24 protein-coding genes are annotated in these 26,616 nt (G+C 72.3%); 6 read left to right on the plus strand and 18 right to left on the minus strand.

Going from position 1 to position 26,616, the window contains the following annotated elements; all coding sequences use genetic code 11:
• From prcB to arc, 4 genes are all read right to left on the minus strand, one after another.
• Nucleotides 1-735: proteasome subunit beta (prcB, locus tag KDL01_RS10405; protein WP_212528232.1), on the minus strand; the 735-nt coding region annotated here is incomplete at its 3' end.
• Nucleotides 736-931: 196 nt separating this feature from the next.
• Nucleotides 932-1,141 (minus strand): ubiquitin-like protein Pup, encoded by a 210-nt coding sequence (locus tag KDL01_RS10410; RefSeq protein ID WP_212528196.1) that lies wholly within the window; start codon nt 1,139-1,141, stop codon nt 932-934.
• Nucleotides 1,142-1,399: 258 nt separating this feature from the next.
• Nucleotides 1,400-2,914, minus strand: coding sequence for a depupylase/deamidase Dop (dop, locus tag KDL01_RS10415; RefSeq protein WP_212528197.1), 1,515 nt, complete (start codon nt 2,912-2,914; stop codon nt 1,400-1,402).
• A gap of 188 nt (nt 2,915-3,102) precedes the next feature.
• A complete protein-coding gene (gene arc / locus KDL01_RS10420) occupies nt 3,103-4,902 on the minus strand; it encodes a proteasome ATPase (RefSeq protein WP_212528198.1) in 1,800 nt (599 codons plus the stop codon).
• Nucleotides 4,903-5,259: 357 nt separating this feature from the next.
• On the opposite strand from arc, the gene KDL01_RS10425 reads away from it, so the two are divergent.
• On the plus strand, nt 5,260-5,544 hold the full coding sequence (locus tag KDL01_RS10425) for a ferredoxin (RefSeq protein ID WP_246576238.1): 285 nt from the start codon (nt 5,260-5,262) through the stop codon (nt 5,542-5,544).
• 106 nt (nt 5,545-5,650) lie between these two features.
• Here KDL01_RS10425 and KDL01_RS10430 read toward each other — a convergent pair whose 3' ends face one another.
• Entirely contained in the window at nt 5,651-6,634 is a 984-nt protein-coding gene (locus tag KDL01_RS10430) for a tRNA (adenine-N1)-methyltransferase (protein WP_212528199.1), read from the minus strand.
• Between the two features lie 91 nt (nt 6,635-6,725).
• On the minus strand, nt 6,726-7,895 hold the full coding sequence (locus KDL01_RS10435; RefSeq protein ID WP_212528200.1) for a site-2 protease family protein: 1,170 nt from the start codon (nt 7,893-7,895) through the stop codon (nt 6,726-6,728).
• A gap of 88 nt (nt 7,896-7,983) precedes the next feature.
• Between KDL01_RS10435 and KDL01_RS10440 the strand changes: the two genes are divergently transcribed.
• A complete protein-coding gene (locus tag KDL01_RS10440) occupies nt 7,984-8,874 on the plus strand; it encodes a RecB family exonuclease (protein WP_212528201.1) in 891 nt (296 codons plus the stop codon).
• 84 nt (nt 8,875-8,958) lie between these two features.
• Here the strand turns inward: KDL01_RS10440 and KDL01_RS10445 are convergent, their stop codons facing one another.
• From KDL01_RS10445 to metH, 4 genes are all read right to left on the minus strand, one after another.
• The gene (locus KDL01_RS10445; RefSeq protein WP_212528202.1) at nt 8,959-9,150 is read right to left on the minus strand and encodes a type II toxin-antitoxin system Phd/YefM family antitoxin; all 192 of its coding nucleotides are present in this window, start codon (nt 9,148-9,150) and stop codon (nt 8,959-8,961) included.
• Nucleotides 9,151-9,177: 27 nt separating this feature from the next.
• Nucleotides 9,178-10,008: an EamA family transporter gene (locus tag KDL01_RS10450; protein WP_246576243.1), complete on the minus strand. Its 831-nt coding sequence runs from the start codon at nt 10,006-10,008 to the stop codon at nt 9,178-9,180.
• Between the two features lie 121 nt (nt 10,009-10,129).
• Complete coding sequence (locus KDL01_RS10455) at nt 10,130-10,777, minus strand: HAD family hydrolase (RefSeq protein WP_212528204.1); 648 nt, start codon at nt 10,775-10,777, stop codon at nt 10,130-10,132.
• A gap of 11 nt (nt 10,778-10,788) precedes the next feature.
• Complete coding sequence (metH, locus tag KDL01_RS10460; protein WP_212528205.1) at nt 10,789-14,271, minus strand: methionine synthase; 3,483 nt, start codon at nt 14,269-14,271, stop codon at nt 10,789-10,791.
• A 197-nt stretch (nt 14,272-14,468) separates the two neighbouring features.
• On the opposite strand from metH, the gene KDL01_RS10465 reads away from it, so the two are divergent.
• A complete protein-coding gene (locus tag KDL01_RS10465) occupies nt 14,469-15,398 on the plus strand; it encodes a PAC2 family protein (RefSeq protein WP_212528206.1) in 930 nt (309 codons plus the stop codon).
• A gap of 43 nt (nt 15,399-15,441) precedes the next feature.
• Here the strand turns inward: KDL01_RS10465 and KDL01_RS10470 are convergent, their stop codons facing one another.
• Nucleotides 15,442-16,050, minus strand: coding sequence for a hypothetical protein (locus KDL01_RS10470; protein WP_212528207.1), 609 nt, complete (start codon nt 16,048-16,050; stop codon nt 15,442-15,444).
• A 161-nt stretch (nt 16,051-16,211) separates the two neighbouring features.
• On the opposite strand from KDL01_RS10470, the gene KDL01_RS10475 reads away from it, so the two are divergent.
• Nucleotides 16,212-16,859 carry a hypothetical protein gene (locus tag KDL01_RS10475; RefSeq protein ID WP_212528208.1) on the plus strand — a complete coding sequence of 216 codons (648 nt, stop codon included), beginning with the start codon at nt 16,212-16,214 and terminating at the stop codon, nt 16,857-16,859.
• 68 nt (nt 16,860-16,927) lie between these two features.
• Here the strand turns inward: KDL01_RS10475 and KDL01_RS10480 are convergent, their stop codons facing one another.
• The 7 genes from KDL01_RS10480 to KDL01_RS10510 all read right to left on the minus strand — a co-directional run bounded on the left by KDL01_RS10480 (nt 16,928) and on the right by KDL01_RS10510 (nt 23,462).
• Nucleotides 16,928-18,127, minus strand: a complete 1,200-nt coding sequence (locus tag KDL01_RS10480) for a globin domain-containing protein (protein ID WP_212528209.1) — start codon at nt 18,125-18,127, stop codon at nt 16,928-16,930.
• A 183-nt stretch (nt 18,128-18,310) separates the two neighbouring features.
• Nucleotides 18,311-18,754, minus strand: a complete 444-nt coding sequence (locus KDL01_RS10485; protein WP_212528210.1) for an RrF2 family transcriptional regulator — start codon at nt 18,752-18,754, stop codon at nt 18,311-18,313.
• A 95-nt stretch (nt 18,755-18,849) separates the two neighbouring features.
• Complete coding sequence (mshC, locus tag KDL01_RS10490; RefSeq protein WP_212528211.1) at nt 18,850-20,097, minus strand: cysteine--1-D-myo-inosityl 2-amino-2-deoxy-alpha-D-glucopyranoside ligase; 1,248 nt, start codon at nt 20,095-20,097, stop codon at nt 18,850-18,852.
• A 140-nt stretch (nt 20,098-20,237) separates the two neighbouring features.
• Nucleotides 20,238-21,059 carry an SCO1664 family protein gene (locus KDL01_RS10495; RefSeq protein WP_212528212.1) on the minus strand — a complete coding sequence of 274 codons (822 nt, stop codon included), beginning with the start codon at nt 21,057-21,059 and terminating at the stop codon, nt 20,238-20,240.
• Nucleotides 21,056-21,628, minus strand: coding sequence for a DUF3090 family protein (locus tag KDL01_RS10500; protein WP_212528213.1), 573 nt, complete (start codon nt 21,626-21,628; stop codon nt 21,056-21,058). Before KDL01_RS10500 ends, KDL01_RS10495 begins: the two co-directional genes overlap by 4 nt.
• Nucleotides 21,629-21,721: 93 nt before the next feature.
• A complete protein-coding gene (locus KDL01_RS10505) occupies nt 21,722-22,411 on the minus strand; it encodes an MSMEG_4193 family putative phosphomutase (RefSeq protein WP_212528214.1) in 690 nt (229 codons plus the stop codon).
• A gap of 10 nt (nt 22,412-22,421) precedes the next feature.
• The gene (locus tag KDL01_RS10510; RefSeq protein WP_212528215.1) at nt 22,422-23,462 is read right to left on the minus strand and encodes an LLM class F420-dependent oxidoreductase; all 1,041 of its coding nucleotides are present in this window, start codon (nt 23,460-23,462) and stop codon (nt 22,422-22,424) included.
• Nucleotides 23,463-23,655: 193 nt separating this feature from the next.
• Here KDL01_RS10510 and KDL01_RS10515 point away from each other — a divergent pair, with 193 nt between their 5' ends.
• Together KDL01_RS10515 and KDL01_RS10520 are read left to right on the plus strand one after the other, a co-directional pair.
• On the plus strand, nt 23,656-24,630 hold the full coding sequence (locus KDL01_RS10515; RefSeq protein ID WP_212528216.1) for an aldo/keto reductase: 975 nt from the start codon (nt 23,656-23,658) through the stop codon (nt 24,628-24,630).
• Nucleotides 24,631-24,635: 5 nt separating this feature from the next.
• Entirely contained in the window at nt 24,636-26,609 is a 1,974-nt protein-coding gene (locus KDL01_RS10520) for a helix-hairpin-helix domain-containing protein (protein WP_212528217.1), read from the plus strand.
• The last annotated feature ends 7 nt before the right edge of the window (nt 26,610-26,616 follow it).

Raw genomic sequence — 26,616 nt, forward strand, 5'->3', positions numbered from 1 at the left:
ATCCGCAAACCGGAGTCGCGGTCTACTACGCGTACTCGGCGACCGGAGCGGAGTGGATCGAGGTGGGCGGGACCAGCCTGGCCACGCCGATCTGGGCGGCCATCCTGGCCGCGGCCGACCAGGACCGCCGGTGGCGTCGAAGTCGGAGCGGTAGAGCTTCTTGAGCGCGCCGCGGGCGTAGACCGAGCCGGAGCCGATGCAGTGGAAGCCGTGTTCCTCGTACTGGCCGCCGATCGGGTCGTAGCTGAAGATCCGGCCCTCGGCGGCCTCGAGGTCGTAGCCCGCGAACAGCGGGACCACCGCGAGGCCCTGCATGGCCAGGCCCAGGTTGCCCCGGATCATGGTGGCCAGCCGGTTCGCCTTGCCGTCCAGCGAAAGCGTGGTGCCCTCGATCTTCTCGTAGTGCTCCAGTTCGACCTGGAACAGCCGCACCATCTCCACCGCGAGCCCGGCGGTGCCGGCGATGCCCACGCAGGAGTGCTCGTCCGCCGGGAAGACCTTCTCGATCTCCCGCGAGGCGATGACGTTGCCCGCGGTGGCCCGGCGGTCGCCGGCCATGACCACGCCGCCGGGGAAGGTCAGCGCCACGATGGTGGTGCCGTGCGGGGCGTCGAAGGGCAGCGGGCCGCCGCCGGTGCTCAGCCCGGCCGTGCGCCGCCCCGGCAGGTAGTCGGGGTTGTAGGTGGCCAGGAACTCGGTGAACGAGCTCCCCGAGCCGGAGAACGCGGCGCGCATCAGACCGAGGTCGCCGGCCGCACCGCCTTGACCACCCAGCCGTCCCGTCCCTTGGGTTACCACGCGCTCCCTCTCCTCGTCCTCGCAAGCATCGATCGACCTCGAACCTTACCCGCAGCGCGGGTACCCGGGCGTGGCCCGGCCGGATCGCGCGGGCGGATCAGGCGTCTGCCATCGGCCCGCGCGACGCCGCAGGCTACTGCCCGCCCTTTTGCACAAAGCTCCTGACGAAGGATTCGGCGTCGGTCTCGAGGACCTCGTCGATCTCGTCGAGTACGTCCTCGACGTCCTCGGAGAGCTTGGCCTGACGCTCCTTCAGGTCACTGGACTGCTCGACGACCTCCTCGTCGACCTCCTCGTTCTGCCGGGAGGCGCGTTCCTGCCCGCCCGTGTCCTTGGCCGCCATCCGGACCACCCACCTCTCTCGAACCATGGCTCCAGTTCCGCACCCGACTGGCTTCACCCACGACCCTACGCCGGTCCTCGGACACGGGCGCCGGTTTCGGGAAGCGCTCTTGGATCATCCCTGCCCCCCGCGGGGCGCGTTCACACGTTCGGACGGTCGCGCCCCGCCCCGCCCGCGCAATCGTGATGTGTTCGTCGCGGGACGGGGGTGCCCGCGGCCCCCGCGCGGTGCGGGGGCCGGGCCGGGCGCGCGGGCGCTCTAGTTGCCGCCGGTGAGCTCGCGGACCAGGTCGCTGGCCGTGCGACAGCGGTCGATCAGGCCCTCGACGTGCTGGCGGGTGCCGCGCAGCGGGTCGAGGGTGGGGATGCGCTGGAGCGACTCGCGCTCGGGCAGGTCGAAGATGACCGAGTCCCAGGACGCGGCGGCCACCGAGTCGGCGTACTTGTCCAGGCAGCGACCGCGGAAGTAGGCGCGGGTGTCCTCCGGCGGCAGGTCCACCGCGGCGGCGATCTCCTCGTCGCTGACCAGCCGGTCGAACCGGCCGCGGGCGGCCAGGCGCTGGTAGAGGCCCTTGGAGGGGCGCACGTCGGAGTACTGCAGGTCCACCAGGTGCAGCCGGGCGTCCTCCCAGCCCATCCCGTCGCGGGTGCGGTAGCCCTCCAGCAGCTCCAGCTTGGCCACCCAGTCCAGCTCGCGGCGCAGCAGCATCGGGTCGGCCTCGAGCCGGGTGAGCACCGACTCCCAGCGGTCGAGCACCTCCTGGGTGACCGGGTCCACGTCGGTGCCGAGGCGGTCCTCGACGTACTTGCGGGCCTGCTCGAAGTACTCCATCTGGAGCTGAACGGCCGTCAGCTTGCGTCCGGAGCGCAGCTTGACCAGGTGCTTGAGGGTCGGGTCGTGGGAGACCTCGTGCAGCGTGCGCACCGGCTGGTCCACGGTGAAGTCGGCCCCGATGAACCGGTCCTCGATCATCGCAAGCACCAGCGAGGTGGTGCCCATCTTCAGGAAGATGGAGATCTCGGCCAGGTTCGCGTCGCCGATGATCACGTGCAGCCTGCGGTGCTTCTCCGGGTCGGCGTGCGGCTCGTCGCGGGTGTTGATGATGGGCCGCTTGAGCGTGGTCTCGAGGCCGACTTCGACCTCGAAGAAGTCGGCACGCTGGGAGATCTGGAAGCCGTGCGAGCGCCCGTCCTGGCCGATGCCCACCCGCCCGGAGCCGGCGAAGACCTGCCGGGTGACGAAGAAGGGGGTCAGGTGCCGGACGATGTCGGCGAACGGGGTGGAGCGCGAGACCAGGTAGTTCTCGTGCGAGCCGTAGGAGGCGCCCTTGTTGTCGGTGTTGTTCTTATAGAGGTTGATCGGCAGCGAGCCGGGCACCAGGGCGGCGAAGCGGGCCGCCTCGGCCATGATCAGCTCGCCGGCCTTGTCCCAGATCACCGCGTCGCGCGGGTTGGTGACCTCGGGGGTGGAGTACTCGGGGTGGGCGTGGTCGACGTAGAGCCGGGCGCCGTTGGTGAGGATGACGTTGGCCAGGCCCGAGTCCTCGTCGGTCAGCTGGCTGGTGTCGGCCAGCTCCCTGGCCAGGTCGAACCCGCGCGCGTCGCGCAGCGGATTCTCCTCCTCGAAGTCCCACCGGGCGCGCCGGGCCCGTTGCATCGCCGTCGCGTACGCGTTGACGATCTGCGAGGAGGTGAGCATCGCGTTGGCGTTCGGATGCCCCGGCACCGAGATGCCGTATTCGGTTTCGCTGCCCATGACCCGACGAACGCTCATGCCCTAGCTCCCTCGGCACGCTGCGGGGACGCATGCATGAGCGCTGTGCCCATCGGTTCGCTCGCAAGCTCGCTCATGAGGACCAGCTTAGGCACAGGCGGCTGCGGAAGGGACCAGCTTCGACCACGGTTTCTCCCCGAGTCGGGACGGGGCGCGACGGCTGTGTCGCGCCCCGTACGCCAGTGTGGCTACAGGTACTGCCCGGTGTTGGCGACGGTGTCGATGGACCGTCCGCTCTCCGCGCCCTTCTTGCCGGACACCAGGGTGCGGATGAACACGATCCGCTCGCCCTTCTTTCCGGAGATCCGGGCCCAGTCGTCCGGGTTGGTGGTGTTGGGCAGGTCCTCGTTCTCCTTGAACTCGTCGACGCAGGCGCCGAGCAGGTGGGAGATGCGCAGACCCTTGGCGTTGTGGTCCAGGAAGTCCTTGATCGCCGACTTCTTCGCCCGGTCCACGATGTTCTGGATCATCGCACCGGAGTTGAAGTCCTTGAAGTAGAGCACTTCCTTGTCGCCGTTGGCGTAGGTGACCTCGAGGAAGCGGTTCTCGTCGGTCTCCGAGTACATCCGCTCGACCGTGGTCTGGATCATCGCCAGCACCGTGGCGGTGCGGTCCCCGCCGTTCTCCCGCAGGTCGTCCTCGTGTAGCGGGAGGGTGGTGGTGATGTACTTCGAGAAGATGTCCTTGGCCGCCTCGGCGTCCGGACGCTCGATCTTGATCTTCACGTCCAGCCGGCCCGGGCGCAGGATCGCCGGGTCGATCATGTCCTCGCGGTTGGAGGCGCCGATGACGATGACGTTCTCCAGGCCCTCGACGCCGTCGATCTCCGAGAGCAGCTGCGGGACGATGGTGTTCTCCACGTCCGAGGACACGCCCGAGCCGCGGGTGCGGAAGAGCGAGTCCATCTCGTCGAAGAACACGATGACCGGCGTGCCCTCGCTGGCCTTCTCCCGCGCGCGCTGGAAGACCAGGCGGATGTGCCGCTCGGTCTCGCCGACGTACTTGTTGAGCAGCTCGGGGCCCTTGATGTTGAGGAAGTAGCTCTTGCCCGCCTCCTTGCCCGAGATCTCCGCGACCTTCTTGGCCAGCGAGTTGGCCACGGCCTTGGCGATCAGGGTCTTGCCGCACCCGGGCGGGCCGTAGAGCAGCACGCCCTTCGGCGGCCGCAGCTCGTGCTCGCGGAAGAGCTCCTTGTGCAGGTAGGGCAGTTCGACCGCGTCCCGGATCAGCTCGATCTGGCCGGAGAGGCCGCCGATCGAGGCGTAGTCGATGTCCGGCACCTCCTCGAGCACCAGGTCCTCGACCTCGGACTTGGGCACGCGCTCGTAGACGTAGCCGGAGCGCGGCTCGAGCAGGAGGGCGTCGCCGGCCCGGATGACCGTGTCCATGAGCGGCTCGGCCAGGCGCACCACCCGCTCCTCGTCGGTGTGTCCGACGACCAGGGCGCGGGCGCCGTCCTCGAGCAGCTCCTTGAACGAGACGATCTCGCCGACCTTCTCGAAGCCGTGGACGGCGATGATGTTGAGCGCCTCGTTGAGCATCACCTCGCGGCCGGGCTGGAGCTCGTCGAGCTCGACCCCCGGGGCCACGGCGACGCGCAGCTTGCGGCCGCCGGTGAAGATGTCCACCGTGCCGTCCTCGTGCTCCTCGAGGAAGACGCCGAAGCCGCTGGGCGGCTGGGCGAGCCGGTCGATCTCCTCCTTGAGCGCGACGATCTGGTCGCGGGCGTCGCGCAGCGTCGCCACCAGCCGTTCGTTCTTCGCGGTGAGCCCGGACACGGTGACTTGGAGTTCACTGATCCGGTCTTCGAGCGCACGGCTGCCGCGCGGGGTCTCGGCCAGGCGCCGGCGCAGCAGCGCCACTTCCTGCTCGAGGAAGGCAACCTGGTTCAGCGCGTCCTGGCCGGAGCCGGGCTCGCTGCCGAGCGGGCCGCCTCGGCCTGCTCGGGAGCCGGGGCGCAGGGGCTTGTCGTCTTCGTGGGCTGGCACGGTCCTTCACCTCCTCGCGGAGTGTTGTGACGTCACAACGACCCTACCTGCGTTCGGGGGCGGCCAAACCGCCGCACCCGTCGCTCGTGTCGGCGGACCTCCCGCTGGTCGGGTGTCCGGTGTCGACAACACTGCCGTCTCCACTGTGGATTCCCCCTTCACCGCTCGTTATGTAGACGGTTGGGCAACCCGTTCGGATCAACGTTTCGGTCGGATCCGCGCCGGAGCACGATCATTACCCGTATCGTGCCCCGCTGTCGAGGGCTTTCGGTGAATCGGGTCCGGATGTCCCCGGGCGGGATGAAGTTGTTAGGTTAGGGGGTGTAAGGCTTCGTGAGATTGGGGATGACCGGCCGGATGAGCAGCGAGGATCTCGAGGTCTGGATCGATCAGGACCTGTGCACCGGCGACGGGCTGTGCGTGCAGTACGCCCGGGACGTCTTCGAACTCGACATCGACGGATTGGCCTATGTGAAGGACGATGCCGGGGCGCTGCGCCAGCAGGCCGGGGAACGCATCCCGGTGCCGGCGGCCCTGGTCCTGGACGTGATCGACTCGGCGAAGGAGTGCCCCGGCGAGTGCATCCACGTCCACCGGCGGGCGGACGGCGTGGCCGTCGCGGGGCCGCTCGCGGAGGACTAGGGGGCTACGGACTTCAGGGGGGCGCGTTCGGCCGGGATCGCTTCGAGATCACACCGGCCTGCGCCGCGGAGCCGGGAGGTTTGCCCCGGCTCCGGGGGCGGGAAGTCTACGGCAGGTCGCCGCGGCGGGCGATCCGGGCCGCGCGGGCATCGGCCTCGTCCACCGGGTCCACGGCCTCCACGCCCTCCCAGGCGTCGCCGAGCTCGGCCGCGGCCTTGGCCGGGCGCCGGCGCCGGACCGGCACCTCCACCCCGTCGGCCACGCGGCGGGCGGTGACCAGGAAGCCGGTGTGGCCGACCATGCGGTGGTCCGGACGCACCGCGAGGCCCTCGACGTGCCAGGAGCGCACCAGGCTCTCGAACGGCGCGGGCTCGGCGAAGCGGCCGTGCTCGCGGATGGTCTCCACCGTGCGGGAGAGCTGCGTGGTGGTGGCGACGTAGCAGATCAGCACGCCTCCGGGCACCAGCACCTTGGCGACGGCGTCCACGCACTCCCACGGGGCGAGCATGTCCAGCACGACCCGGTCCACCTCGTCCGGGCGCAGCGCGCCCACCAGGTCGCCCAGGGTCAGCGTCCAGGCCGGGTGCGGGCCGCCGAAGAAGGTCTGCACGTTGCGCTCGGCGATCGCGGCGAAGTCCTCGCGCCGCTCGTAGGAGTAGACCCGTCCGCCGTCGCCCACGGCGCGCAGCAGGGAGCAGGTCAGCGCGCCGGAGCCGACCCCGGCCTCAAGCACGCGGGCACCCGGGTACACGTCGGCCATCGCCACGATCTGGGCGGCGTCCTTCGGGTAGACCACGGCGGCGCCGCGCGGCATGGAGAGCACGTAGTCGGACAGCAGCGGGCGCAGCGCCAGGTACTCCATGCCGCCGGTGGAGCGCACCACGGTGCCCTCGGGCTCGCCGAGCAGCGCGTCGTGGTCGAAGTACCCCTTGTGCGTGTGGAACTGCTTGCCGGGGGTGAGCGCGAAGGTGTGGTGCCGGCCCTTGGTGTCGGTCAGCTGGACCAGGTCGCCGGGCTTGAACGGGCCCTGGCGGTGGCTCTTGCCGGTCTCTTCGGGACGCTGGTCGGCTGACTCGTACGTTTCACTCACCGGTGGATTCTAACGGCCGGACGGAGCCCACTCGGCCAACGCCCGCGGCGCGGGGTCCGCGGCCGGGCCCGGCGGGCGGTCGCGGGCCCGGTCAGCGGCCGAGGAAGGCGTGCTCGACGTCGGCGGCCGCGAGCACCCCGAAGATCGCCCCGTCCGGCTCGGTGACCAGGTACTCGGGGGCCGGGGTGGCCCGCAGGGCCTGCAGCAGCGCCTCGCCGTTCAGGTCGGCGGTGAGGGTCAGGCCCGGGCGCAGCGCGCGGGAGAGGGTGCCCACCTGGACCCAGGGGTGGCGCTCGATCGGGGTGGCGGCCACCGCGGCCTCGTGCACGATCGCGGTCGGACGGCCGTCGTGGTCGACCACGAGCAGGCTGCGGGCGCCCACGGCCGCGGCCCGGCGCAGCGCCTCGGCCAGCGGCAGGTCCGCGGTGACCGGGATGGCGCGGCGGGTGAGCGAGCGGGCGTGCAGCGTGGGGATGCGCTCGCGCAGCCGGGCCACGGTGAGCGACTGGGAGGCGCCGATGAAGATGAACGAGGCGATGAACGCGGCCCACACCAGCGTGTAGAGACCCTCGCCGCTGGTGGCGTTGGGCGTGGTGACCATGGCGTAGATCAGCACGCCGACGGCCAGCACCCGGCCGGTCCAGGCCGCGGCCACGGTGCCGGTGAGCGGGTTGCGGCTGATCGCCCAGACCGCCGAGCGCAGCACCCGGCCGCCGTCCAGCGGCAGGCCGGGGAGCATGTTGAAGATGCCGACCACCATGTTGGACACCCACAGCGCGGTGACCAGGTACTGCAGGGCGTTGAACAGCAGCGAGCTGGTCGGGTGGTCCATCAGCTTCCACACGCCGAAGAAGATCCCGCCGAGGGCGAAGGAGAGCGCGGGCCCGGCCACCGCGACGGCGAACTCCCGGCGCGGGGTGTCCGGCTCCTTCTCGATCTCGGAGACGCCGCCGAGGAAGTAGATCACGATCCGGCGCACCGGGAGGCCGAAGCTCTTGGCCACGACCGAGTGCGCCAGCTCGTGCAGCAGCACGGACAGGTAGAGCAGCACGGCGAAGCCGAACGCGATCAGGTATCGCCAGTTGCCGAACGCCTCGTTGTTGATGTCCCGGCCGAAGTAGTAGGTGATGAACGCGGCGATCAGGAACCACGTGGGGGAAACGACGATGGGGATCCCGAAGGGGGCGCCCATGGGGATGCCGCCGCCCGCCGTGCGCTGGGGGTCCGGCTTCCCGCCCTGGTTCTCGTTCTGGTCGCTCACAAGGCGATGCTACGGGTTGCTCAGCTCCCAGGTCTCACGCGGCCTGGCAGGCACCCTGTGTCGGAGGGGGCGGCTAGGGTCTTCGGACATGGGTGAGCTCGACTTGGAGACGGTCGTTCCGACCGAGGACGGCGCGCTGTTCGACGCCGGTCCGGGGGTGGTGAAGCTGCCCGCGGCGCTCTCGCCGTCGCGCGCCGGCGACTTCCAGCAGTGTCCGCTGCTCTACCGGCTGCGGGTGCTGGACAAGGTGCCGGAGCCGCCGAACGCCGCGGCGACCAAGGGCACGCTGGTGCACGCGGTGCTCGAGCGGCTGTTCGACCTGCCCGCGGGGCGGCGTACCCCGACGGAGGCGGTGGAGCTGCTGCGGCCGCAGTGGGAGAAGCTGCTGGCCCAGCGCCCGGAGCTGGGCGGCCTTTTCGCCACGGACGACGAGCGCGCGGCCTGGCTGACCGAGGCCGAGGCGCTGCTCGGGACGTACTTCACGCTGGAGGACCCGAACCGGCTCGAGCCCGCGCAGCGGGAGCTGTTCGTGCGGGCGCCGATGGGCGAGGGCGAGGACAAGCTGCTGCTGCGCGGCTTCGTGGACCGCCTCGACGTGGCGCCGGGCGGGCAGCTGCGGGTGGTGGACTACAAGACCGGCAAGGCCCCGCCGCCCGGGTACGAGGAGAAGACGCTCTTCCAGATGAAGTTCTACGCCCTGGTGCTGTGGAAGGCGCGCGGCGTGGTGCCCAAGCGGCTGCAGCTGCTGTTCCTGGGCAACGGCGAGGTGCTCACCTACGACCCGAGCGAGGCCGACCTGCTCGCGGTCGAACGCAAGATCGCCGGGATTTGGGCCGCGATCCGGCAGGCGGCGGAGAGCCGGCAGTGGCAGCCCAAGCCCTCGGAGCTGTGCGGCTGGTGCAGCTTCCGGGCCCTGTGCTCGGCCCAGGGCGGGGTGCAGCCGCCCGCGCCCGAGGTGCGGATCGGAAAGGTGGAGTGAGCGGGAACCGGGGCGGGCCGCGGGTCGAGCTCGGCCGAGGGAGGGTGCTGCCGGGAAGGCCCGCCGAGGGCTGATTCAGACCGCCTACACCGGAGCGGACGCGGCGTCAGGATCGTTCTCCAGGCGCTCGATCGCGGCGAGCAGCCGTCGCGCGTCGGCCGGTGAGCGCAGCAGGTGCGCTGTCTCGTCGACCGGCTCGTCGACATCCGTCGGCGCCGATACCCGTGGCTCACGTGTGCCCGCCCGCGCGGACTCCGCCGTTCCCACGTCGGACATCATGGCATCTTCGCCGCCGACCGGATCTCAGTGCGCGATCAGCATGATGCCGATGACGACGCCGGCCGAGGCGGCCATGCGCAGCCGGCCGAAGCCCTCCTTGAGCACTAGGGCGCCGATGGCGGCGCCGATCAGGATGCTGGTCTCGCGCAGGGTGGCCACCTCGGCCAGGCCGCCGCGGGTCTGGGCCCACAGCACCAGGGTGTAGGCGGTCATGGCGACGAGGCCGCCGGTCAGGCCGCGCGCGGTGCCCTGGCGCAGCGAGGGCAGGAAGCGGGAGCGGCGCAGCAGGGCGACGCCGAGGAGCACGAGCACGGCGGAGATGAGGAACGACCAGCACGAGTAGGCCAGGAAGCCGCCGGCCCGGCGCACGGACACGCCGTCGACCACGGTGTAGCTGGCGATGGTCAGGCCGGTGCCCACGGCCGCGGCCACCGCGGGCAGGTCGGCCCGGGTGGGCATGCCGTCGGAGAAGGCCAGGGCGAGCAGGCCGACGCAGACCACGACGATGCCGCCGGCTTCCAGCCCTGACATCGGCTGGCCGACCACGAAGGTGGCCACCAGCGCGACCACCAGCGGCGAGGTGCCGCGCGCGAGCGGGTACATCCGGCCGAAGTCGCCGAGCCGGTAGGCCAGGACGAGGCCGAAGTTGTAGAACGCCTGGAGCACGCCGGAGACGATCATCCAGGGCCACACGGCGTGCGCGGGCGGGCGCAGGAACGGCAGCAGCAGGACCGCCGCGCCGCCGGAGGCCACCGCGATCAGGGCGACGGCGGCGAGCCGGTCCCTGGCCGTGTGTGCGAGCGCGTTCCAGAACGCGTGCAGGACCGCGGAACCCAGGACCACCGCCACGACCATTGTCGACACGCTCGCAGCCTAGCGCGAAACTCCACCCCTGTCCGCAACTTGTCTGTACAAGTTGGGAGCGGGCGGAGGCTCGCCGGCCGTCCTCGAGCCCTGAGAGCCTCAGGGCCCGGTGTCACAGGGCGCTGAGGAACGCGAGGTCGACGCCCTCGAGGGTGGCCACTCTGGTCACCTTCGGGTGCTGCGCGATGAGGGTCTCGGCGTGCGGGACGGACAGCACCCGGCAGCCGGCCGCGGCGCCCGCGGCCGTGCCGATCGGCGAGTCCTCGATCACGACGCACTCCTCGGCCGACACGCCGAGCAGCCGGGCCGCGAGCAGGTAGGGCTCGGGGTCCGGCTTGGAGCGCACCACGTCGTCGCTGGAGACGGTGTGCCGGAAGAAGGCCGCGCCGATCCCGCCGAGGCAGGCGTCGACGATGCTGCGCGGCGAGGCGGAGACGAGCGCGGTCGGCACGCCCGCGGCCTCGAGCTCCACCAGCAGCTCCTTGGCCCCGGGCATCAGCTCCACGCCCTGCGCCAGGATCGGCACCATCGCCCGCTCGATCCGGTCGCTCAGCTCCTGCCAGGTCAGCGGCAGGGCGCTGACCTCGAGCAGGTACTTGCAGGCCACCTCGTTGGGCTGGCCGAGCACGTGCGGCCAGTGCTCCGGACCGAGCTCGTAGCCGAGCTCGGCCAGCAGGGCCACCTCGGTGTCGAACCATATGGGCTCGGAGTCGATCAGGGTGCCGTCCATGTCGAACAGCACGGCGGTCGGCTCAGGCATGCGGGCCCCGCTTAGGCATTGAAGTACTTCGCTTCCGGGTGGTGGACGACGATGGCGTCGGTGGACTGCTCGGGGTGCAGCTGGAACTCCTCGGACAGCTCGACGCCGATGCGGTGCGCGCCGAGCAGGTCCACGATCTTGGCCCGGTCCTCCAGGTTCGGGCAGGCGCCGTAGCCGAGGGAGAAGCGCGCCCCGCGGTACTCGAGCTTGAGCATGCCGTCGAGCGTCGCCGGGTCCTGCGAGCCGAAGCCGAGCTCGCCGCGCACCCGGGCGTGCCAGTACTCGGCGAGCGCCTCGGTCAGCTGGACCGAGAGGCCGTGCAGCTCCATGTAGTCGCGGTAGGCGTTGGCCTGGAACAGCTTCGCCGTCTCGGTCGCGATCCGCGAGCCCACCGTGACCAGCTGGAAGCCGACCACGTCCGGGCCGTCCGAGCTCTCGGCCGGGCGGTAGAAGTCGGCCAGGCACAGGTGCCGGTCGCGGCGCTGGCGCGGGAAGGTGAAGCGGGTGCGCTCGCCGCCGTCCTCGTCCAGCACGATCAGGTCGTCGCCCTTGGACACGGCCGGGAAGAAGCCGTAGACCACCGCGGCGTCGAGCAGGTTCTCGGTGTGCAGCCGGTCCAGCCACATCCGCAGCCGGGGCCGGCCCTCGGTCTCCACCAGCTCGTCGTAGCTCGGGCCGTCGCCGCCGCGGGCCGCGCGCAGGCCCCACTGGCCGAGGAAGGTGGCCCGCTCGTCGAGCCAGGAGGCGTAGTCGTTGAGCTGGATGCCGCGGATGACGCGGTTGCCCCAGAACGGCGGGGTCGGGATCGGGTTGTCCACGGCCACGTCCGAGCGGTCCGGCATGTCCTCGGGCTCGGTCACCTGCAGCCGGGCGCCGGAGCCGGCCACCCGCCGCTCGCGCCGGGCCGGCAGCGCGGCCCCGGGCACGCCGGTCTTGATCGCGGCGACCGCGTCCATCAGGCGCAGGCCCTCGAAGGCGTCCCTGGCGTAGCGCACCTCGCCCTCGTACACCTCGGCGAGGTCCTGCTCGACGTAGGCGCGGGTGAGCGCGGCGCCGCCGAGCAGCACCGGCCAGCGCGCGGCCACCCCGCGCGCGTTCATCTCCTGCAGGTTCTCCTTCATCACCACGGTGGACTTCACCAGCAGGCCGCTCATCCCGATGACGTCGGCCTTGTGCTCCTCGGCGGCGTCCAGGATCGCCGTGAGCGGCTGCTTGATGCCGATGTTGACGACGTTGTAGCCGTTGTTGGTCAAGATGATGTCGACCAGGTTCTTGCCGATGTCGTGCACGTCGCCCTTGACGGTGGCCAGCACGATGGTGGCCTTGCCGCTGGCGTCGGTCTTCTCCATGTGCGGCTCGAGGTGGGCCACCGCGGCCTTCATCACCTCGGCGGACTGGAGCACGAAGGGCAGCTGCATCTGGCCGGAGCCGAACAGCTCGCCGACCGTCTTCATGCCGTCCAGCAGCACCTCGTTGACGATCGCGAGCGCGGGCCTGGCCTGCAGCGCCTCGTCGAGGTCGGTCTCCAGGCCCTGGCGCTCGCCGTCCACGATGCGCGCCTTGAGCCGCTCCTCGAGCGGCATCGCGGCCAGCTCCTGCGCCCGCGTCTCCTTGGCCGAGGCCGCCGAGACGCCCTGGAAGAGCTCGAGCAGCCGGGAGAGCGGGTCGTAGCCCTCGGCGCGCCGGTCGTAGATCAGGTCGAGGGCGGCCTCGCGCCGGTCCTCCGGGATCCGGTTGATCGGCAGGATCTTGGAGGCGTGCACGATCGCGGAGTCCAGGCCGGCCTCGGAGCACTCGTGCAGGAAGACGGAGTTGAGCACCTGGCGGGCGGCCGGGTTCAGGCCGAAGGAGATGTTGGAGAGGCCGAGGGTGGTCTGCACCTGCGGGTGCAGCCGCTTGAGCTCGCGGATGGCCTCGATCGTCTCCAGGCCGTCGCGGCGCGATTCCTCGAGTCCCGAGCCGATGGTGAAGGTCAGGCAGTCCACCAGGATCGCGGACTCCGGCACGCCCCAGTTCCCGGTGATGTCGGCGATCAGCCGCTCGGCGATCTCCACCTTCTTCGCCGCGGTGCGGGCCTGGCCCTGCTCGTCGATGGTCAGCGCGACCACGCCGGCGCCGTGCTCGGCCGCCAGCCGCATGACCCGGGTGAACCGGGAGTCCGGGCCGTCGCCGTCCTCGTAGTTGACCGAGTTGAGCACGGCGCGGCCGCCGAGGTGCTCGAGGCCGGCCTGGAGCACCCCGGGCTCGGTGGAGTCGAGCACGATCGGCAGGGTGGAGGCGGTGGCCAGGCGTCCGGCCAGCTCGTTCATGTCGGCCACCCCGTCCCGGCCGACGTAGTCCACGCACAGGTCAAGCAGGTGCGCGCCGTCCCTGATCTGGGCGCGGGCGATCTCCACGCAGCCGTCCCAGTCCTCGGCGATCATGGCCTCGCGGAAGGCCTTGGAGCCGTTGGCGTTGGTGCGCTCGCCGATGGCCAGGTAGCTGGCGTCCTGGTGGAAGGGCACGGACTGGTAGAGCGAGGCCGCGGCGGGCTCGGGCTTGGGGTGGCGCACCGGCGGGACCGCGCCGTGCACGCGCTCGACCAGCCGGCGCAGGTGCTCGGGGGTGGTGCCGCAGCACCCTCCGACGAGGTTCAGGCCGTAGTCGGCGATGAAACGTTCCTGCGCGTCGGCGAACTGTTCGGGCGTCAGCGGGTAGTAGGAGCCGTCCTTGGTGAGCACCGGAAGGCCCGCGTTGGGCATGCAGGCCAGGCCGATCTGGGCGTACTTGGCCAGGTGGCGCAGGTGCTCGCTCATCATGTCCGGACCGGTGGAGCAGTTCAGGCCGATCAGGTCGATGCCGAGCGGCTCGAGCGCGGTGAGCGCGGCGCCGATCTCGGAGCCGATGAGCATCACGCCGGTGGTCTCCACGGCCACCGAGACGATCAGCGGCAGGTCCACCCCGGCCGCGGCCATGGCCCGCTTGGCGCCGATCACCCCGGCCTTGACCTGCAGCAGGTCCTGACAGGTCTCGAACAGCACGGCGTCCACGCCGCCCGCGATCATGCCCTCGACCTGGGCCTGGTAGCCGTCCCGGACGGTGGCGAAGGGGATGTGGCCGAGCGAGGGCAGCTTGGTGCCGCCGCCGGCCGAGCCGAGCACCCAGCGCGGGCGCTCGGGCGTGGAGTAAGCGTCCGCGGACTCGCGGGCGATGCGCACCGCGGCCTCGGCCAGTTCGTAGATCCGGTCCTCGAGCCCGTATTCGCCGAGCGCGGTCCGGTTGGTGCCGAAGGTGTTCGTCTCCACGCAGTCCACGCCGGCTTCGAAGTACGCGTCGTGGATGGAGCGCACGACGTCGGGCCGCGAGATGTTGAGGACCTCGTTGCAGCCCTCATGCCCCTGGAAGTCCTCGAGCGTGAGCTCGACCTGCTGGAGCATGGAGCCCATGGCCCCGTCTGCGATCACGACGCGCTCGGTGAGCGCCTGACGGAGCGATGCGGCGCGGCTGCTGCTCATCACTGGCCCTTCGATCGGTGAACTGGGGAAACCCGCTTACGCTCTAAGCGTACCGATCGGCGACGACACGCCGGTCCGGTGTCCACAGGGCGTAGGCTGGGCATGCGCTTAGTTGCCACGGCGCGCCGCACGGGCCGCCGCAGACGGAATCGGGGTGGCGCGGCCGTGGCGGGACCGACGACGACGAGGAGGCACGGTTGATCGAGCTCGAGGAACTGCCCGAGCTGGTCGACCCGGTGATGATCGCGGCCTTCGAGGGCTGGAACGACGCCGCGGACGCGGCCTCGAACGCCGTGCGCCATCTGGCCGAGGTTCTCGACGCCGACCTGTTCGGCGCGATGGATGCCGAGGACTACTACGACTTCCAGGTCAACCGGCCCACGCTGGCGCTGACCGAGGACGGCGAGCGCGAGCTGGTCTGGCCGACCACCCGGTTCTCGGTGGCCCGGGTTCCGGCCGCGGCCCATCCCGAGTCGGGTGAGACGCAGGAGCCGGCCGTGCGCGACGTCGTGCTGGTGCACGGCATCGAGCCCAACATGCGCTGGCAGTCCTTCGCCGAGGAGCTGTTCGACCTGGCCAGGGACCTGGGTGTGACCACGATCGTGGTGCTCGGGGCGCTGCTCGCGGACGTGCCGCACACCCGGCCGGTGCCGGTCTCCGGCTCGTCCGGGGACCCGGAGCTGTGCTCCGCGCACGGCCTTGAGCCCCCGACCTATCAGGGTCCGACCGGCATCAACGGCGTGCTGCAGGAACTGGCCAGGCAGGAGGAGATCCCGCTGGCCTCGTTCTGGGCCGCGGTGCCGCACTACGTGGCGCAGGCGCCGTGCCCGAAGGCCACCCTGGCGCTGATCCGCCGGCTCGAGGACGTACTCGACCTGACCATCCCGGTGGGCGACCTGCCGCAGGAGGCGCAGGAGTGGGAGACCGGGGTGGACGAGCTGGCCGGGGAGGACAGCGAGGTGGCGGAGTACGTGCGCAGCCTCGAGGAGGCGAAGGACACCGCGGACCTGCCCGAGGCCAGCGGTGAGGCGATCGCGCTGGAGTTCGAGCGCTACCTGCGCCGGCACGAGCGGCGCCGCCGCGGCGGCGGGGTCGCGGGCGAGGACGGTCCGGCGACGGGGAACTGACGCCGGGCCTGGCGGCCGCCGCGCTCCGGCGCGAGCACGTCGGTCAGTCGAACAGTTCACGGCGGCAGGCACCGGTGAAGAACTCCTCGTCGTCCAGCAGGGCGGTGGTGACGACGAGGCCGACGACGGTGCCGGTGGGCGTCTCGGCGCGGCAGCGGTGCAGCACGCGCTGCGGGCGCAGGCCCACCTCGATGATCCGCACGGCCCGGTCGGCCGGCAGCCGGGGCTGAAGCGCACGGGTCATCAGATCGCGGCGGGTGCGCCTCGGGGCGGCCTGGTGCCCGTGCGAGCGGGCGTTCTCACGCCCGCGGTTCCACGCGAGGAACGCCGGCCACAGCGGCATGCACCAGTCGCGCAGCCCCGGCAGGTCGCGCAGTGAGTCGAATCCGGGTTCGTCCAATCCGGGCGGCGGCCGCGACTCGTCCAGGTCCGAGCCGAAGACGCGCGGCGCGCACAGGGCCGCGGTGTGCCGCTCTCGCAGCCGCTCCCACTGCTCCGGCACGGACGGGTCCCACACCGCGGGACGGCCGGATCCGGCCGGGAGCGCGAGGTCCTCGGACGTCGTCTCCCCGTGCATGAAGTACAGCCACTGCCAGGCCATATCGTCGCTGACCATCACCGAGCCGGTGCCCCCGCGGTCTAATCTGCGCATACTGATTCCCCTAAAGCCAGAGCGCTGATACTCTGGCTCAGGCTAACGGGGAAACACGGGGGTGTCGACGGGGAGGGCTCGCCACGGCGTGCCCGGGTCGGGGCTGCCCGGACTCCGTGCCGCGCACGAGTTCTGACGGTTTCATACCTGGGGAGTAGACGATGCCGCACAGACGATTCCTCCATCCCTTCAAGATCGGCGGCGCGTTCGCCGCCGTCCTGGCCCTGGCGGTCGTCGCCGGGCCGGCCGCGAGCGCGCAGGCCGCGAGCACGGGCTCGGCCGCCGCGAAGAGCAGCGCCACCAGCACCATCGCCACGACGTCGTACGTGACGGCGCCGGCGAAGATCATCGGTTTCGACGCCGCCATCGCCAAGGCGCACGGCTACGTGATCAAGAAGGACGCGCAGGGCCGGGAGTACTCGGTCAAGGCTTCGGAGGCCGGGCTCTCCCAGTCCGCGCTCGCCCTGCAGCCCCAGAACGAGGTGACGCTGAGCGGCAACTGCGGCTCTTCGTTCATGGAATACACCGCAATCGGGAGTAAGAAGGCCACCGTCTACACCGGCTTCAGCCTGGTCGGTTCCAGCGCCTACTACTACGACTGGGACGTGGCGGTCACCGACTCGGCGGGCACCGGCACCGAGGAGTTCTACGACTACCTCGACTCCGACTGGTCCTGGTCCACCATCTGGTTGACCTCGCACTCGGTCACCGGCTACTCGACGGCGCGCGTCGTCTACGGGTACGCCTACCAGCTCGACGGCGGCATCTGCTACTCGGAGCTGCCCGCGGCCTCGACCACGCTCTACTGAGCACTGATTCACCGATCACCGGGGGCGTGTCGGCTGACGCAGCGTCAGCCGACACGCCCTCGGGCTGCTCAGTTCGCCATCCACAGGTCGGGGCCGAAGACCTCGTAGTGGACGGACTCGGCGGGTACGCCGCGCTCGATCAGGCCGTCCCGCAGGGCCCGCATGAACGGCAGCGGGCCGCACAGGTACGCGGTCACCCCTTCGGGCAGGTCGATGCCGGCGAGGTCGGCGCGGCCCAGCGCGGCGCCGTCCGGCAGGCCTTCGGGGGCCTGCTCGTACCACAGGTGCAGCGCGGCCCCGGGCAGGGCGGCGACGAGGCGGCGCTGGTCGGCCTCGTGCGCGTGGTCGGCGGGAGTGCGGTCGGCGTGCAGGACGGTCACCGGCCGGCTCGAACCGCTCGCGGCCAGGTGGTCGAGCATGGCGAGCACCGGCGTGACGCCGATGCCGGCGGAGGCCAGCAGCACGGGGGCGTCGCCCTCGGGCAGCACCAGGTCGCCGCCGGGCACGGAGACGGTGAGCCGGTCACCGGGACGGGCGCGGGCGTGCAGGTGCGCGGAGACCTCGCCCGCGGGGCCCGCCGCGTCGGCCGGGACCCGCTTGACGGTGATCCGCCAGTCCCCGCGCCCGGGCGCGGCCACGAGGCTGTACTGGCGGATCTGCCGGGCGCCGTCCGGCAGCGCGATCCGCACACTGATGTACTGGCCGGGGCGGAACGGGCCGGCCTGGGTGCCGTCGGGGCGGCGCAGCACCAGCGTGACGGCGTCCGCGGTCTGCTCGATCCGCTCGGCGATCTCCAGGCTCTGCCACACCTCGCCTTCGGCCACCCCGGCCTCGCGGTAGAGCCCTGCCTCGAGCGCGATGAGGGACTCGGCCATCAGCCAGTAGACCTCGTCCCAGGCGGCGGCCACCTCGGGGGTGACCGCACCGCCGAGGACCTCGGCGATCGCGGCGAACAGGTGCCGGTGCACGATCTTGTACTGGTCCGCGGATATGCCGAGGGAGACGTGCTTGTGCGCGATCCGGGAGAGCATCGCCTCGGGCGCGGTGCCCGGATTCGCCACCAGCGCCGCGGCGAAGCCCGCCACCGCGCCGGCCAGCGCCCTGCGCTGCTCGCCGTTGGCCTGGTTGCCCCGGTTGAACAGGTCGGTGAGCAGTTCGGGGTGGGCCTCGAACAGCTTCCGGTAGAACAGCTCGGTGATGTCCTCGACGGCCGCGCCGACGACGGGCAGGGTGGCGCGGATGACCGGGGCGGACTGTTCGGAGAGCATGGGACGCTCCTTAGTTCGGTGTGGCTCGGCTGAGCTCGGCGCTTAATTGGTATGTGATCTGCGTATTAAAGGGCGCGGGAATGCCTTGTCCGGGCAGGGGGGATCGGCCGCGCGCGGGCGGTCGGGGCAGTCGGGTCGCAGCCGCCGCGACGTTGCGGCGGGCGGGGCGTGAGGTGCGGCGGATCAGCCGGTGCGGCGCGCGCCGAGTCCCACCAGGGCGGGACCGGTGGGCGAAGCCACCAGGTCGGCCACGGTGATCCGGTCGAGCTCGGCGTAGAAGGCCCGCTGCGCCTCGCGCAGCGCGCCGCGCAGCCGGCAGGCGGCGCGCAGCGGACACGGCGGATCGCCCTCGCAGGCGACCACTTCCTCGTCCCCTTCCAGCTGCCTGACCAGCCAGCCCACGCTCGCCTGGCGGCCGAGGGCGGTGAGCTCGAGCCCGCCGCCGCGGCCCCGGCGGGTGTGGACCACGCCCAGGTGTTGCAGCCTGCTGATCGCCTTGGCCATGTGCGTGTAGGGCACGTCCATGACCTCGGCCACCTCGCGTGTGGTCAGCGCGTCCGCCGAGCCGGCCACGGCGAGCCGCATCACGGCCCGCAGGGACAGGTCGGTGAACTTCGTCAACCTCACGTGCTCACGCTATCAAAGTGGAATTTCGGATGCGTATTCAGGGGGTGCCTTTCGGCACCGCGGGCACAGCCGCGGCGCCGGAGGGCACGGGTGGGTTAGAGCGCGACGCCGAGCAGGGCGTCCACGGCGCGGGCGGCGAGGCCCGGGGCGCCGGAGTCGGTCGGCTCGCCGGCCGGGACGGCCAGCGCGGACTCGGCCCAGGCGTCCATCGCGGCCAGCGCGCCGGGCGCGTCGAGGTCGTCGGCGAGGCGCTCGCGCAGCAGGGCGAGCAGCGCGTCCGCCGCGGGGGCGTCCGGCCGGCTCACCGCGCGGCGCCAGTGCTCGAGCCTGGCCTCGGCCCGCTCGAGGTCCTGGGCCGTCCACTCCCAGTCGCCGCGGTAGTGGTGGGCCAGCAGCGCCAGCCGGATCGCCATCGGGTCGTGCCCGGCCACCCGCAGCTTGGAGACGAACACCAGGTTGCCGCGGGACTTGGACATCTTCTCGCCGTCCAGGCCGACCATCCCGGTGTGCACGTAGGTGTGCGCGAAGGGCCGCTCGCCGGTGACCACCTGGGCCTCGGCCGCGCCCATCTCGTGGTGCGGGAAGGCCAGGTCGCTGCCGCCGCCCTGCACGTCGATGCCGGAGCCGAGGTACTCGAGGGCGATCGCGGCGCACTCGATGTGCCAGCCCGGCCGGCCCTTGCCCAGCGACGTCTCCCAGGACGGCTCGCCCGGGCGCTCGGCCTGCCAGAGCAGGCAGTCCAGCGGGTGGCGCTTGCCCGGGCGCTGCGGGTCCCCGCCGCGCTCGCCGAAGACGGCCTCGCGCAGCGCGGGCTCGAGCCCTGAGACGCTGCCGAAGCCCGGCTCGGCGTGCACGTCGAAGTACACGTCCTGATCCACCCGGTAGGCCGCGCCGGACTCGAGCAGCCGCTGCACCAGGGCGACCACGAGTGGGATGGACTCGACCGCGCCGATGTAGCGGTACGGCGGCAGGATCCGCAGCGCCGTCATGTCCTCGCGGAACAGCGCGGTCTCGCGCATCGCGAGCACCTGCCAGTCGTCCTGGTCGCGCTCGGCCCGCTCCAGCAGCGGGTCATCGACGTCTGTCACGTTCTGCACGTAGCGCACGTCGTAGCCGGCGTCCAGCCAGGCCCGCTGGACCAGGTCGAAGGCCAGGTAGGTGGCCGCGTGGCCGAGGTGGGTGGCGTCGTACGGGGTGATTCCGCACACGTAGATCCTGGCCGGGCCGTCCGCGGCGGGACGGGCGGGCGTGGCGGCGAGCGCGGCGGTGGAGGTGTCGTGCAGCCGCAGCGTGTGCCCGTGTCCGGGCAGTTTCGGCAGGTGGGAAGTAGGCCAGGCATCCATGGTCATCACCCTAACGGCTGGGCGCCGACTCCACGTACTGCAGGGTCCGTCCCGCTCGGCCGACCAGTGCGGACGCCGGAATCGCGGCTGCGCGGCGTGTGCCGGACCGCGCCGCCTGGCCGCGCCGCCGTGCCCCGTCGCTAGATCGGCGGCCAGGGCACCGGGCGCATCCGGCCGTCCGGACCCGGCAGCACGCCGTCGGCCAGCAGCGCCCCGATCCGGTCGTGGAACGCCTTGAGCTCGTCCGGGGCCAGCAGCGCGGACAGGTGCTCGGCGAGGTCGGCGTCCTCGCGCAGGCGGGTGAGCTCGGCCCGCTCGTCCTCGGTCAGGGCTCGGTCGGCGAAGCCCCACAGCAGGGTGCGCAGCTTGTCCTCGGTGTGGAAGGTCAGGCCGTGGTCGATCCCCAGCACCCGGCCGTCCGCCAGCGGCAGCAGGTGCCCGCCCTTGCGGTCGGCGTTGTTGACGATCGCGTCGAACACGGCGATGCGGCGCAGCGCCGGGCCGTCGTGGTGGGCCAGCACCCCGTCCGAGCCGTCGGACAGGCGCACCGCCAGGATCGGACACCACTCCCGCGCCTCGTCCGCCTGGGCGTCGGCGAGCACCGTGACCGCGGCGGACAGGTCGCTCTCCTCGATCCACTGCTGGCACATGCCGCGCCCGAACGGGCCCTCGCGCTCCACTGTGCGCGGCACCAGGTGCCAGCCGGCCGCCTCGCTCACCGCGTACGCGGCCAGCTCGCGGGCGGCGAGGGTGCCGTCGGGGAAGTCGTGCAGCGGCCGCTCGCCGGCCACCGGCTTGTAGACGCAGGCCAGCGCGACGCCGTCGAGTTCGACCCGGCAGTACAGGGTGGCGTTCGAGGCCTCGGTGAGCCTGCCTTCGACGGTGAGCTCACCGTCGCGCAGTACGCGTTCCACGTCCACGGTCGCCTCCCCCGCCTCCGCCTGCCCGGCCGGCTCGCTCACCCGGCCCTGCGCCGGTAGCCGTTCTGCCGCGGGCAGACGTGGCCCTCGGGGTCCAGCGGCAGTCCGCACAGCGGGCACGGCGGACGCCCGGCCGCGACCACGGCGCCGGCCCGGGCGGCGAAGGCACGGGCCTGGCCGCCGGTGATGTAGACCCGCAGCGCGTCCGGGGCCTCGGCGAACAGGTCGTCCGAGAGCGGCTCGGCCGCGTCCTCCACGTCGGTGACGGCGCCGGCCTCGATCACGATCCGGGCGTGCGCCTCGTCCCAGGCCAGGGCGAGCGAGCCGACCCGGAACTCCTCCAGGATCGGCTGCTCCAGCGGCGCGGTGTCGGAGAGCCCCGCCGGGACCGCCTCCGGGATGCCGGCCACCGGGCCGGTGCGCCGCACGATCTCGTCGAGCAGTTCGCCGAGCCGGGTGGCGAGCAGCGCCACCTGCTCCTTCTCCATGGCGACCGAGGTCACCCGGGAGCCCGAGCGGGCCTGCAGGTAGAAGGTGCGGCTACCGGGCTCACCGACGGTTCCGGCCACGAAACGCTCCGGCGGGTCGTATACGAACAGTTGTCTGGGCACCGCTGTCCGCCTCCTGACTCGTCTGCGTGAAGCCGCTCATATGAACGGCCTCGGACCTAACCGTACAATGGATCGCGGCCCGTAGAACGGATCTCAGCCGCCTGCTCCCGCTCCCCCGCCCACCGGCGCGTCTCCGGCCGCCCCGGCCTCGGGCACGACCGCGCGGATCAGGGCGCTCACATCGCTGCCCACGTCGTTGACCCGCAGCACGGCCGGCCGGGTGCCGTGGTAGCGCACCACGGTCAGCGAGCACGGGTCGATCTGCAGCCGCTGGAACAGGTCCAGGTGCATGCCGAGCGCGTCGGCCGCGATGGCCTTGATCACGTCGCCGTGCGAGACCACCGCGTAGGTGGCGTGCTCGCCCAGCTTGGCGTTCCAGGACCGCACGGCGGAGACGGCGCGGGCGGAGACCGCGGCGAGGGACTCGCCGTCCGGGAAGGACGCGGCGGCCGGGTGGGCCTGGACCGTGCGCCACAGCGGCTCCTCGGCCAGGGACTTGAGCGTCCGCCCGGACCAGGTGCCGTAGTCGCACTCGGTGAAGCGTTCGTCGAGTTCGAACAGGGTGTCCGGGCGCGCGGCCAGCAGCGGCTGGGCGGTCTGCCGGGTGCGCTCGAGCGGGCTGCACAGCACCGCGTCGAGCGCCACCTCGGCCAGGCGCGCGGCGAGGCGTACGGCTTGGTCCCGGCCGTGCTCGTCGAGGTCGATCCCCGGCGTGCGCCCGGCCAGCACGCCCGCCGTGTTCGCGGTGGAGCGCCCGTGTCGAATGAGCAGGACTGTGGTCATCGGACTCAGGTTACGCCTCGGCGTCAACCAGCCGCGCCGCGGTGCCCAGGGCGGCCAGCCGCTCGTCCAGGGTCGCCGCGAAGGGGCTGAGGCTGAGCGTGGTCACCCCGGCGGCCTCGAACTCCTTCATCCGCCGGGCGATCCGCTCCGGCGAGCCGAGCAGGCAGGTGGCGTCGACGAACTCGAGCGGGACCGCGGCGGCGGCGTTGCGGTGCTCCCGGGCCAGGTAGAGCTCCTGCACCCGCTCGGCCTCGCGCTCGAAGCCCATCCGGCAGGCGAGCTGGTTGTAGAAGTTCTGCTCCCGGCTGCCCATGCCGCCGATGTAGAGCGCGGCGTACCAGCGCACGAGTTCGGCCGCGCGCTCCACGTCCTCGTCCACCACGATCGGGACGGTGGGCACGACGTCGAACCCGTCCAGGGCCTTGCCCGCCTTGGCCCGGCCGGCCGCGATCGTGGCGAGCTGCTCGTGGGCGAAGGCGGGGCTGAAGAACACGGCCAGCCAGCCGTCCGCGATCTCCCCGGCCAGCTCCAGGTTCTTCGGGCCGACCGCGGCGAGGTAGACCGGGATGTGCTCGCGCACCGGGTGCACGGTGAGCTGGATCCGCTTGCCGGGGCCGTCCGGCAGCGGCAGCTGGAAGTGCTTGCCCTGATACTCCAGGCGCTTGCGGGCCAGGGCCAGGTTGACGATCTCCACGTACTCGCGGGTGCGTCCGAGCGGGGCCTGGAAGCGCACGCCGTGCCAGCCCTCGGACACCTGCGGTCCGGAGACGCCGAGGCCGAGCCGGAAGCGGCCGCCGGAGAGCGAGTCGAGGGTGGCGGCGGTCATCGCGGTCATGGCCGGGGTGCGCGCGGGGATCTGGAAGACGGCCGAGCCGACGTCGATCCGCTCGGTCTGCGCGGCCACCCAGGACAGCACCGTGGCCGCGTCCGAACCGTAGGCCTCGGCGGCCCAGCAGACCGCGTAGCCGAGCCGGTCGGCCTCGCGGGCCAGAGCGAGGTTGTCGGCGTCGTTGCCGGCGCCCCAGTATCCGAGGTTCACGCCCAGTTTCATCGGCGGCGTACTCCGTCTCTTCGCGCGGTGCGGTAGGGATCCATCGCAGAGACTACTCGTTGGTAACTTCATGCGACAGCCCAGGACAGGGCCGAGTCGGGGTGTACGCCGAAGGGGTGGGCACAGTGTGCGCCTGCCGCCGGACGGGTGACACCCTCTCGCCTTGTCCGCCGCAGTCGGTAGATTGCCTGGCATGGAGCAACGGCATCTGGGGCACACCGGGCTGCGCGTGACCCGGCTGGGCCTGGGCACGATGGCCTGGGGCCGGGACACGGACGAGGGCGAGGCGGCCGACCTGCTCAAGGCGTACCTGGACGCCGGGGGCAACCTGGTGGACACCGCGGACGTCTACGGTGACGGCGAGGCCGAGGCACTGCTCGGCCGGCTGGTCGAGGGGATCAGGGACGAGGTCGTGATCGCGACGAAGGCCGTCTCCGTACCGCACAGCGAACGCCGGTTCGACGCCTCGCGCCGCCACCTGCTGTCCGCGCTGGACGCCTCGCTGGCCCGGCTGGGCACGGACTACGTGGACGTCTGGCAGCTGCACGCCTACGACGAGCTGACCCCGATCGAGGAGACCCTGGCCGCGCTGGACATCGCGGTCAACTCCGGCAGGGCGCGCTACGTCGGAGTGGCGAACTACTCCGGCTGGCAGCTGGCCACGGCCGCCGCGTGGCAGCGCGCGGTGCCTGGCCGGGCCCAGATCGCCTCGGTGCAGATGGAGTACTCGCTGCTGCAGCGCGGCGTCGAACGCGAGGTCGCCCCCGGCGCGGCCGCGCTCGGGGTCGGGCTGCTGCCCTGGTCGCCGCTCGGCCGGGGCGTGCTGACCGGGAAGTACCGCACCGGCACGCCCTCGGACTCGCGGGCCGCCTCGGACCGGTTCGCCGGCTTCGTCGAGCCCTACCTCACCGAGGGGGCGCGGCGGATCGTGGACGCGGTGGCCACCGCGTCCGACGGCCTTGGCGTGGCCCCGCTCGAAGTGGCACTGTCCTGGGTGCGCGACCGGCCCGGGGTGGTGGCCCCGATCGTCGGCGCGCGCACGCCGGCACAGCTACGCGGAGCGCTGGCCACAGAGGACCTGACGCTCCCTCAGGAGATCCGCTCCGCATTGGACGACGTGTCGGCGCCCGCCGCCGGCTACCCGGATCACGGTTGGAACAGGGGATAGCAAGGATGTCGGAACAGGGAGGGACGCGGGAGGAGCCCGCGGTCGGGGGCGAGGTCGCGCAGTGGCTGGCCGAGCTCGGCGCGCCGCCCGGCTTCGCCCGGACGCTGCGGGCCGAGCTCGGCGCGCAGGCCGAGGAGCTGCTGGCCGAGAATCCGTGGCTGGTACTGGAGTTCCCGCAGGTGCGGCCGGACTCGGCGGACCTGCTGGCGCGCCGGCTGCTGCGGCTGGGCGGCAAGGAGGAGGCGCTGGCCGACCCGCGCCGCAGCAGGGCCCTGGTGAGCTGGCTGCTGGCCCGCGCGGCCCGGCGCGGGGACACCGCGGCGGCCGCCGACGCGGTCACGCAGGAACTCAAGGCCCTGGGTGTGCCGGACCCGGTCGGGGCGGTGGCGGACGCGGTGGAGAACGGCGCGGCGCTGGTGTTCGCGGACCGGGCGGCGATCCAGGCGGCCCAGGACCGGGCCGCGCGGGCGGCCGACGAGGACGAGGACGCCGACTTCGAGGCCTTGGACGCCGGGGACGACGACGATCCGGTGGCGATGCTCACCAGCCCGTACACGCTGCTGGCGCTGGACCAGTGGGCCTTCCTCGAGCAGTCGGCGGCCGAGGCCGTACAGCGGCTGCTGGCCACCGCCACGCCGCTGGACGGCGAGGCGGTCACGGTGGCCGCGGTGGAGGCCGTGCCGGGCGGACAGGCCACCATAGAGCGGGTGCGGCGGGTGGTGGAGGCCGTGGCCGAGCAGGGTCTGACCCTGGTGACCGGCGGCTCGGCACTGCTGCCCGGACAGGTGGCCGCGGCGTTCCCCGGCGCGGTGCTGGCCAGCCCGAGCCCGGCCGGGCTGCGCGCGCTGGCCGCGGAGGGCTTCGCGGCGCTGGACCTGCGGGCGCTGGCCGAGCAGGCGCAGTTCTACGCCGAGGCGCCGGTGATCGTGCTCGCGGACGCCCAGCTGATCCCGCTCGAGCTCGGCGCGAACCTGCTCGAACTGCTGCCGGACGGCGCGCACCTCGCGCTGTGCGGCGACCCGGCCACCCTGCCCGCCGCGGGCGCCGGGCGGCTGCTGCGGGACCTGCTGGAGATCGACGACCCCGAGTTCGGCGGCGCGGTCCCCCGGGTCGAGCTCAAGACCCGCCCGAGCGGGCCGCTCACCGCGCTGGTGGAGGCGGTGCGCTACGGCGGGCTGCCGCCGATGGAGATCCTCGGCGACGGGCAGTCCACCGAAGTGAAGATCATCCCGGTGCGCGACCCGGCCGAGACCAGGCTGCGCACGACTCAGCTGGTGACCGACTCGATCCCGCGCGCGCTCGGCTTCCAGGGCGCGGACGTGCAGGCCGTCGCCGTGCGCGAGCAGGGCCCGGCCGGCGCCGACGACCTCAACGCGGCGCTCAAGGAGCGGCTCAACCCGGGGCCGGGCGTGTGCGCCGGACTGGACGCCGGGGACCGGGTGGTGGTGCGCGAGGGCGCGGGCCTGGCCGAATTCGGGCTGCGCGGCGGCGAGACCGGCACCGTCACCGCGGCCGACGCGCAGGGGCTGACGGTCCGTCTGGACCCGCCGCACGGCGCCGCCCCGCGCGGGCGCGGACCGAAGCAGGACGGCGCCGAGTCCGTGGAGGCCGCGGAGACCCTCGAGTCCGTCGAAGCCGAAGCCGCCGAGGCGGTGGCGCCCATCCCCGTCCTCGACCTCGAAGACGGCCCGGCCGAGCCGCGCGAAATCACCCTCGACGCCGTGCAGGCCAGGGGTCTGCGGCACGCCTGGGTGCTGACGCTGCGGGAGGCGCAGGGCGGGCACTGGCCGGCCGTGGTCGCGGTCTTCGACGGCGGTTCGGCCGCGGCGCTGACCCGGGCCGCGGTGCTCGGCGCGTTCGTGCCCGCCGACAGTCACCTCTCGATCGTGCACGGAGCCGGGCGCGCGCTGGCCGAGGCGGTGGAGCAGCGTCCGCACTCCCCCTGCCGCACCCGCCTCGCCCAGGCGGTGTACAGCTGAGTGGAGG

The sequence above is a fragment of the Actinospica durhamensis genome (genome assembly GCF_018139695.1).
Lineage (GTDB): Bacteria > Actinomycetota > Actinomycetes > Streptomycetales > Catenulisporaceae > Actinospica > Actinospica durhamensis.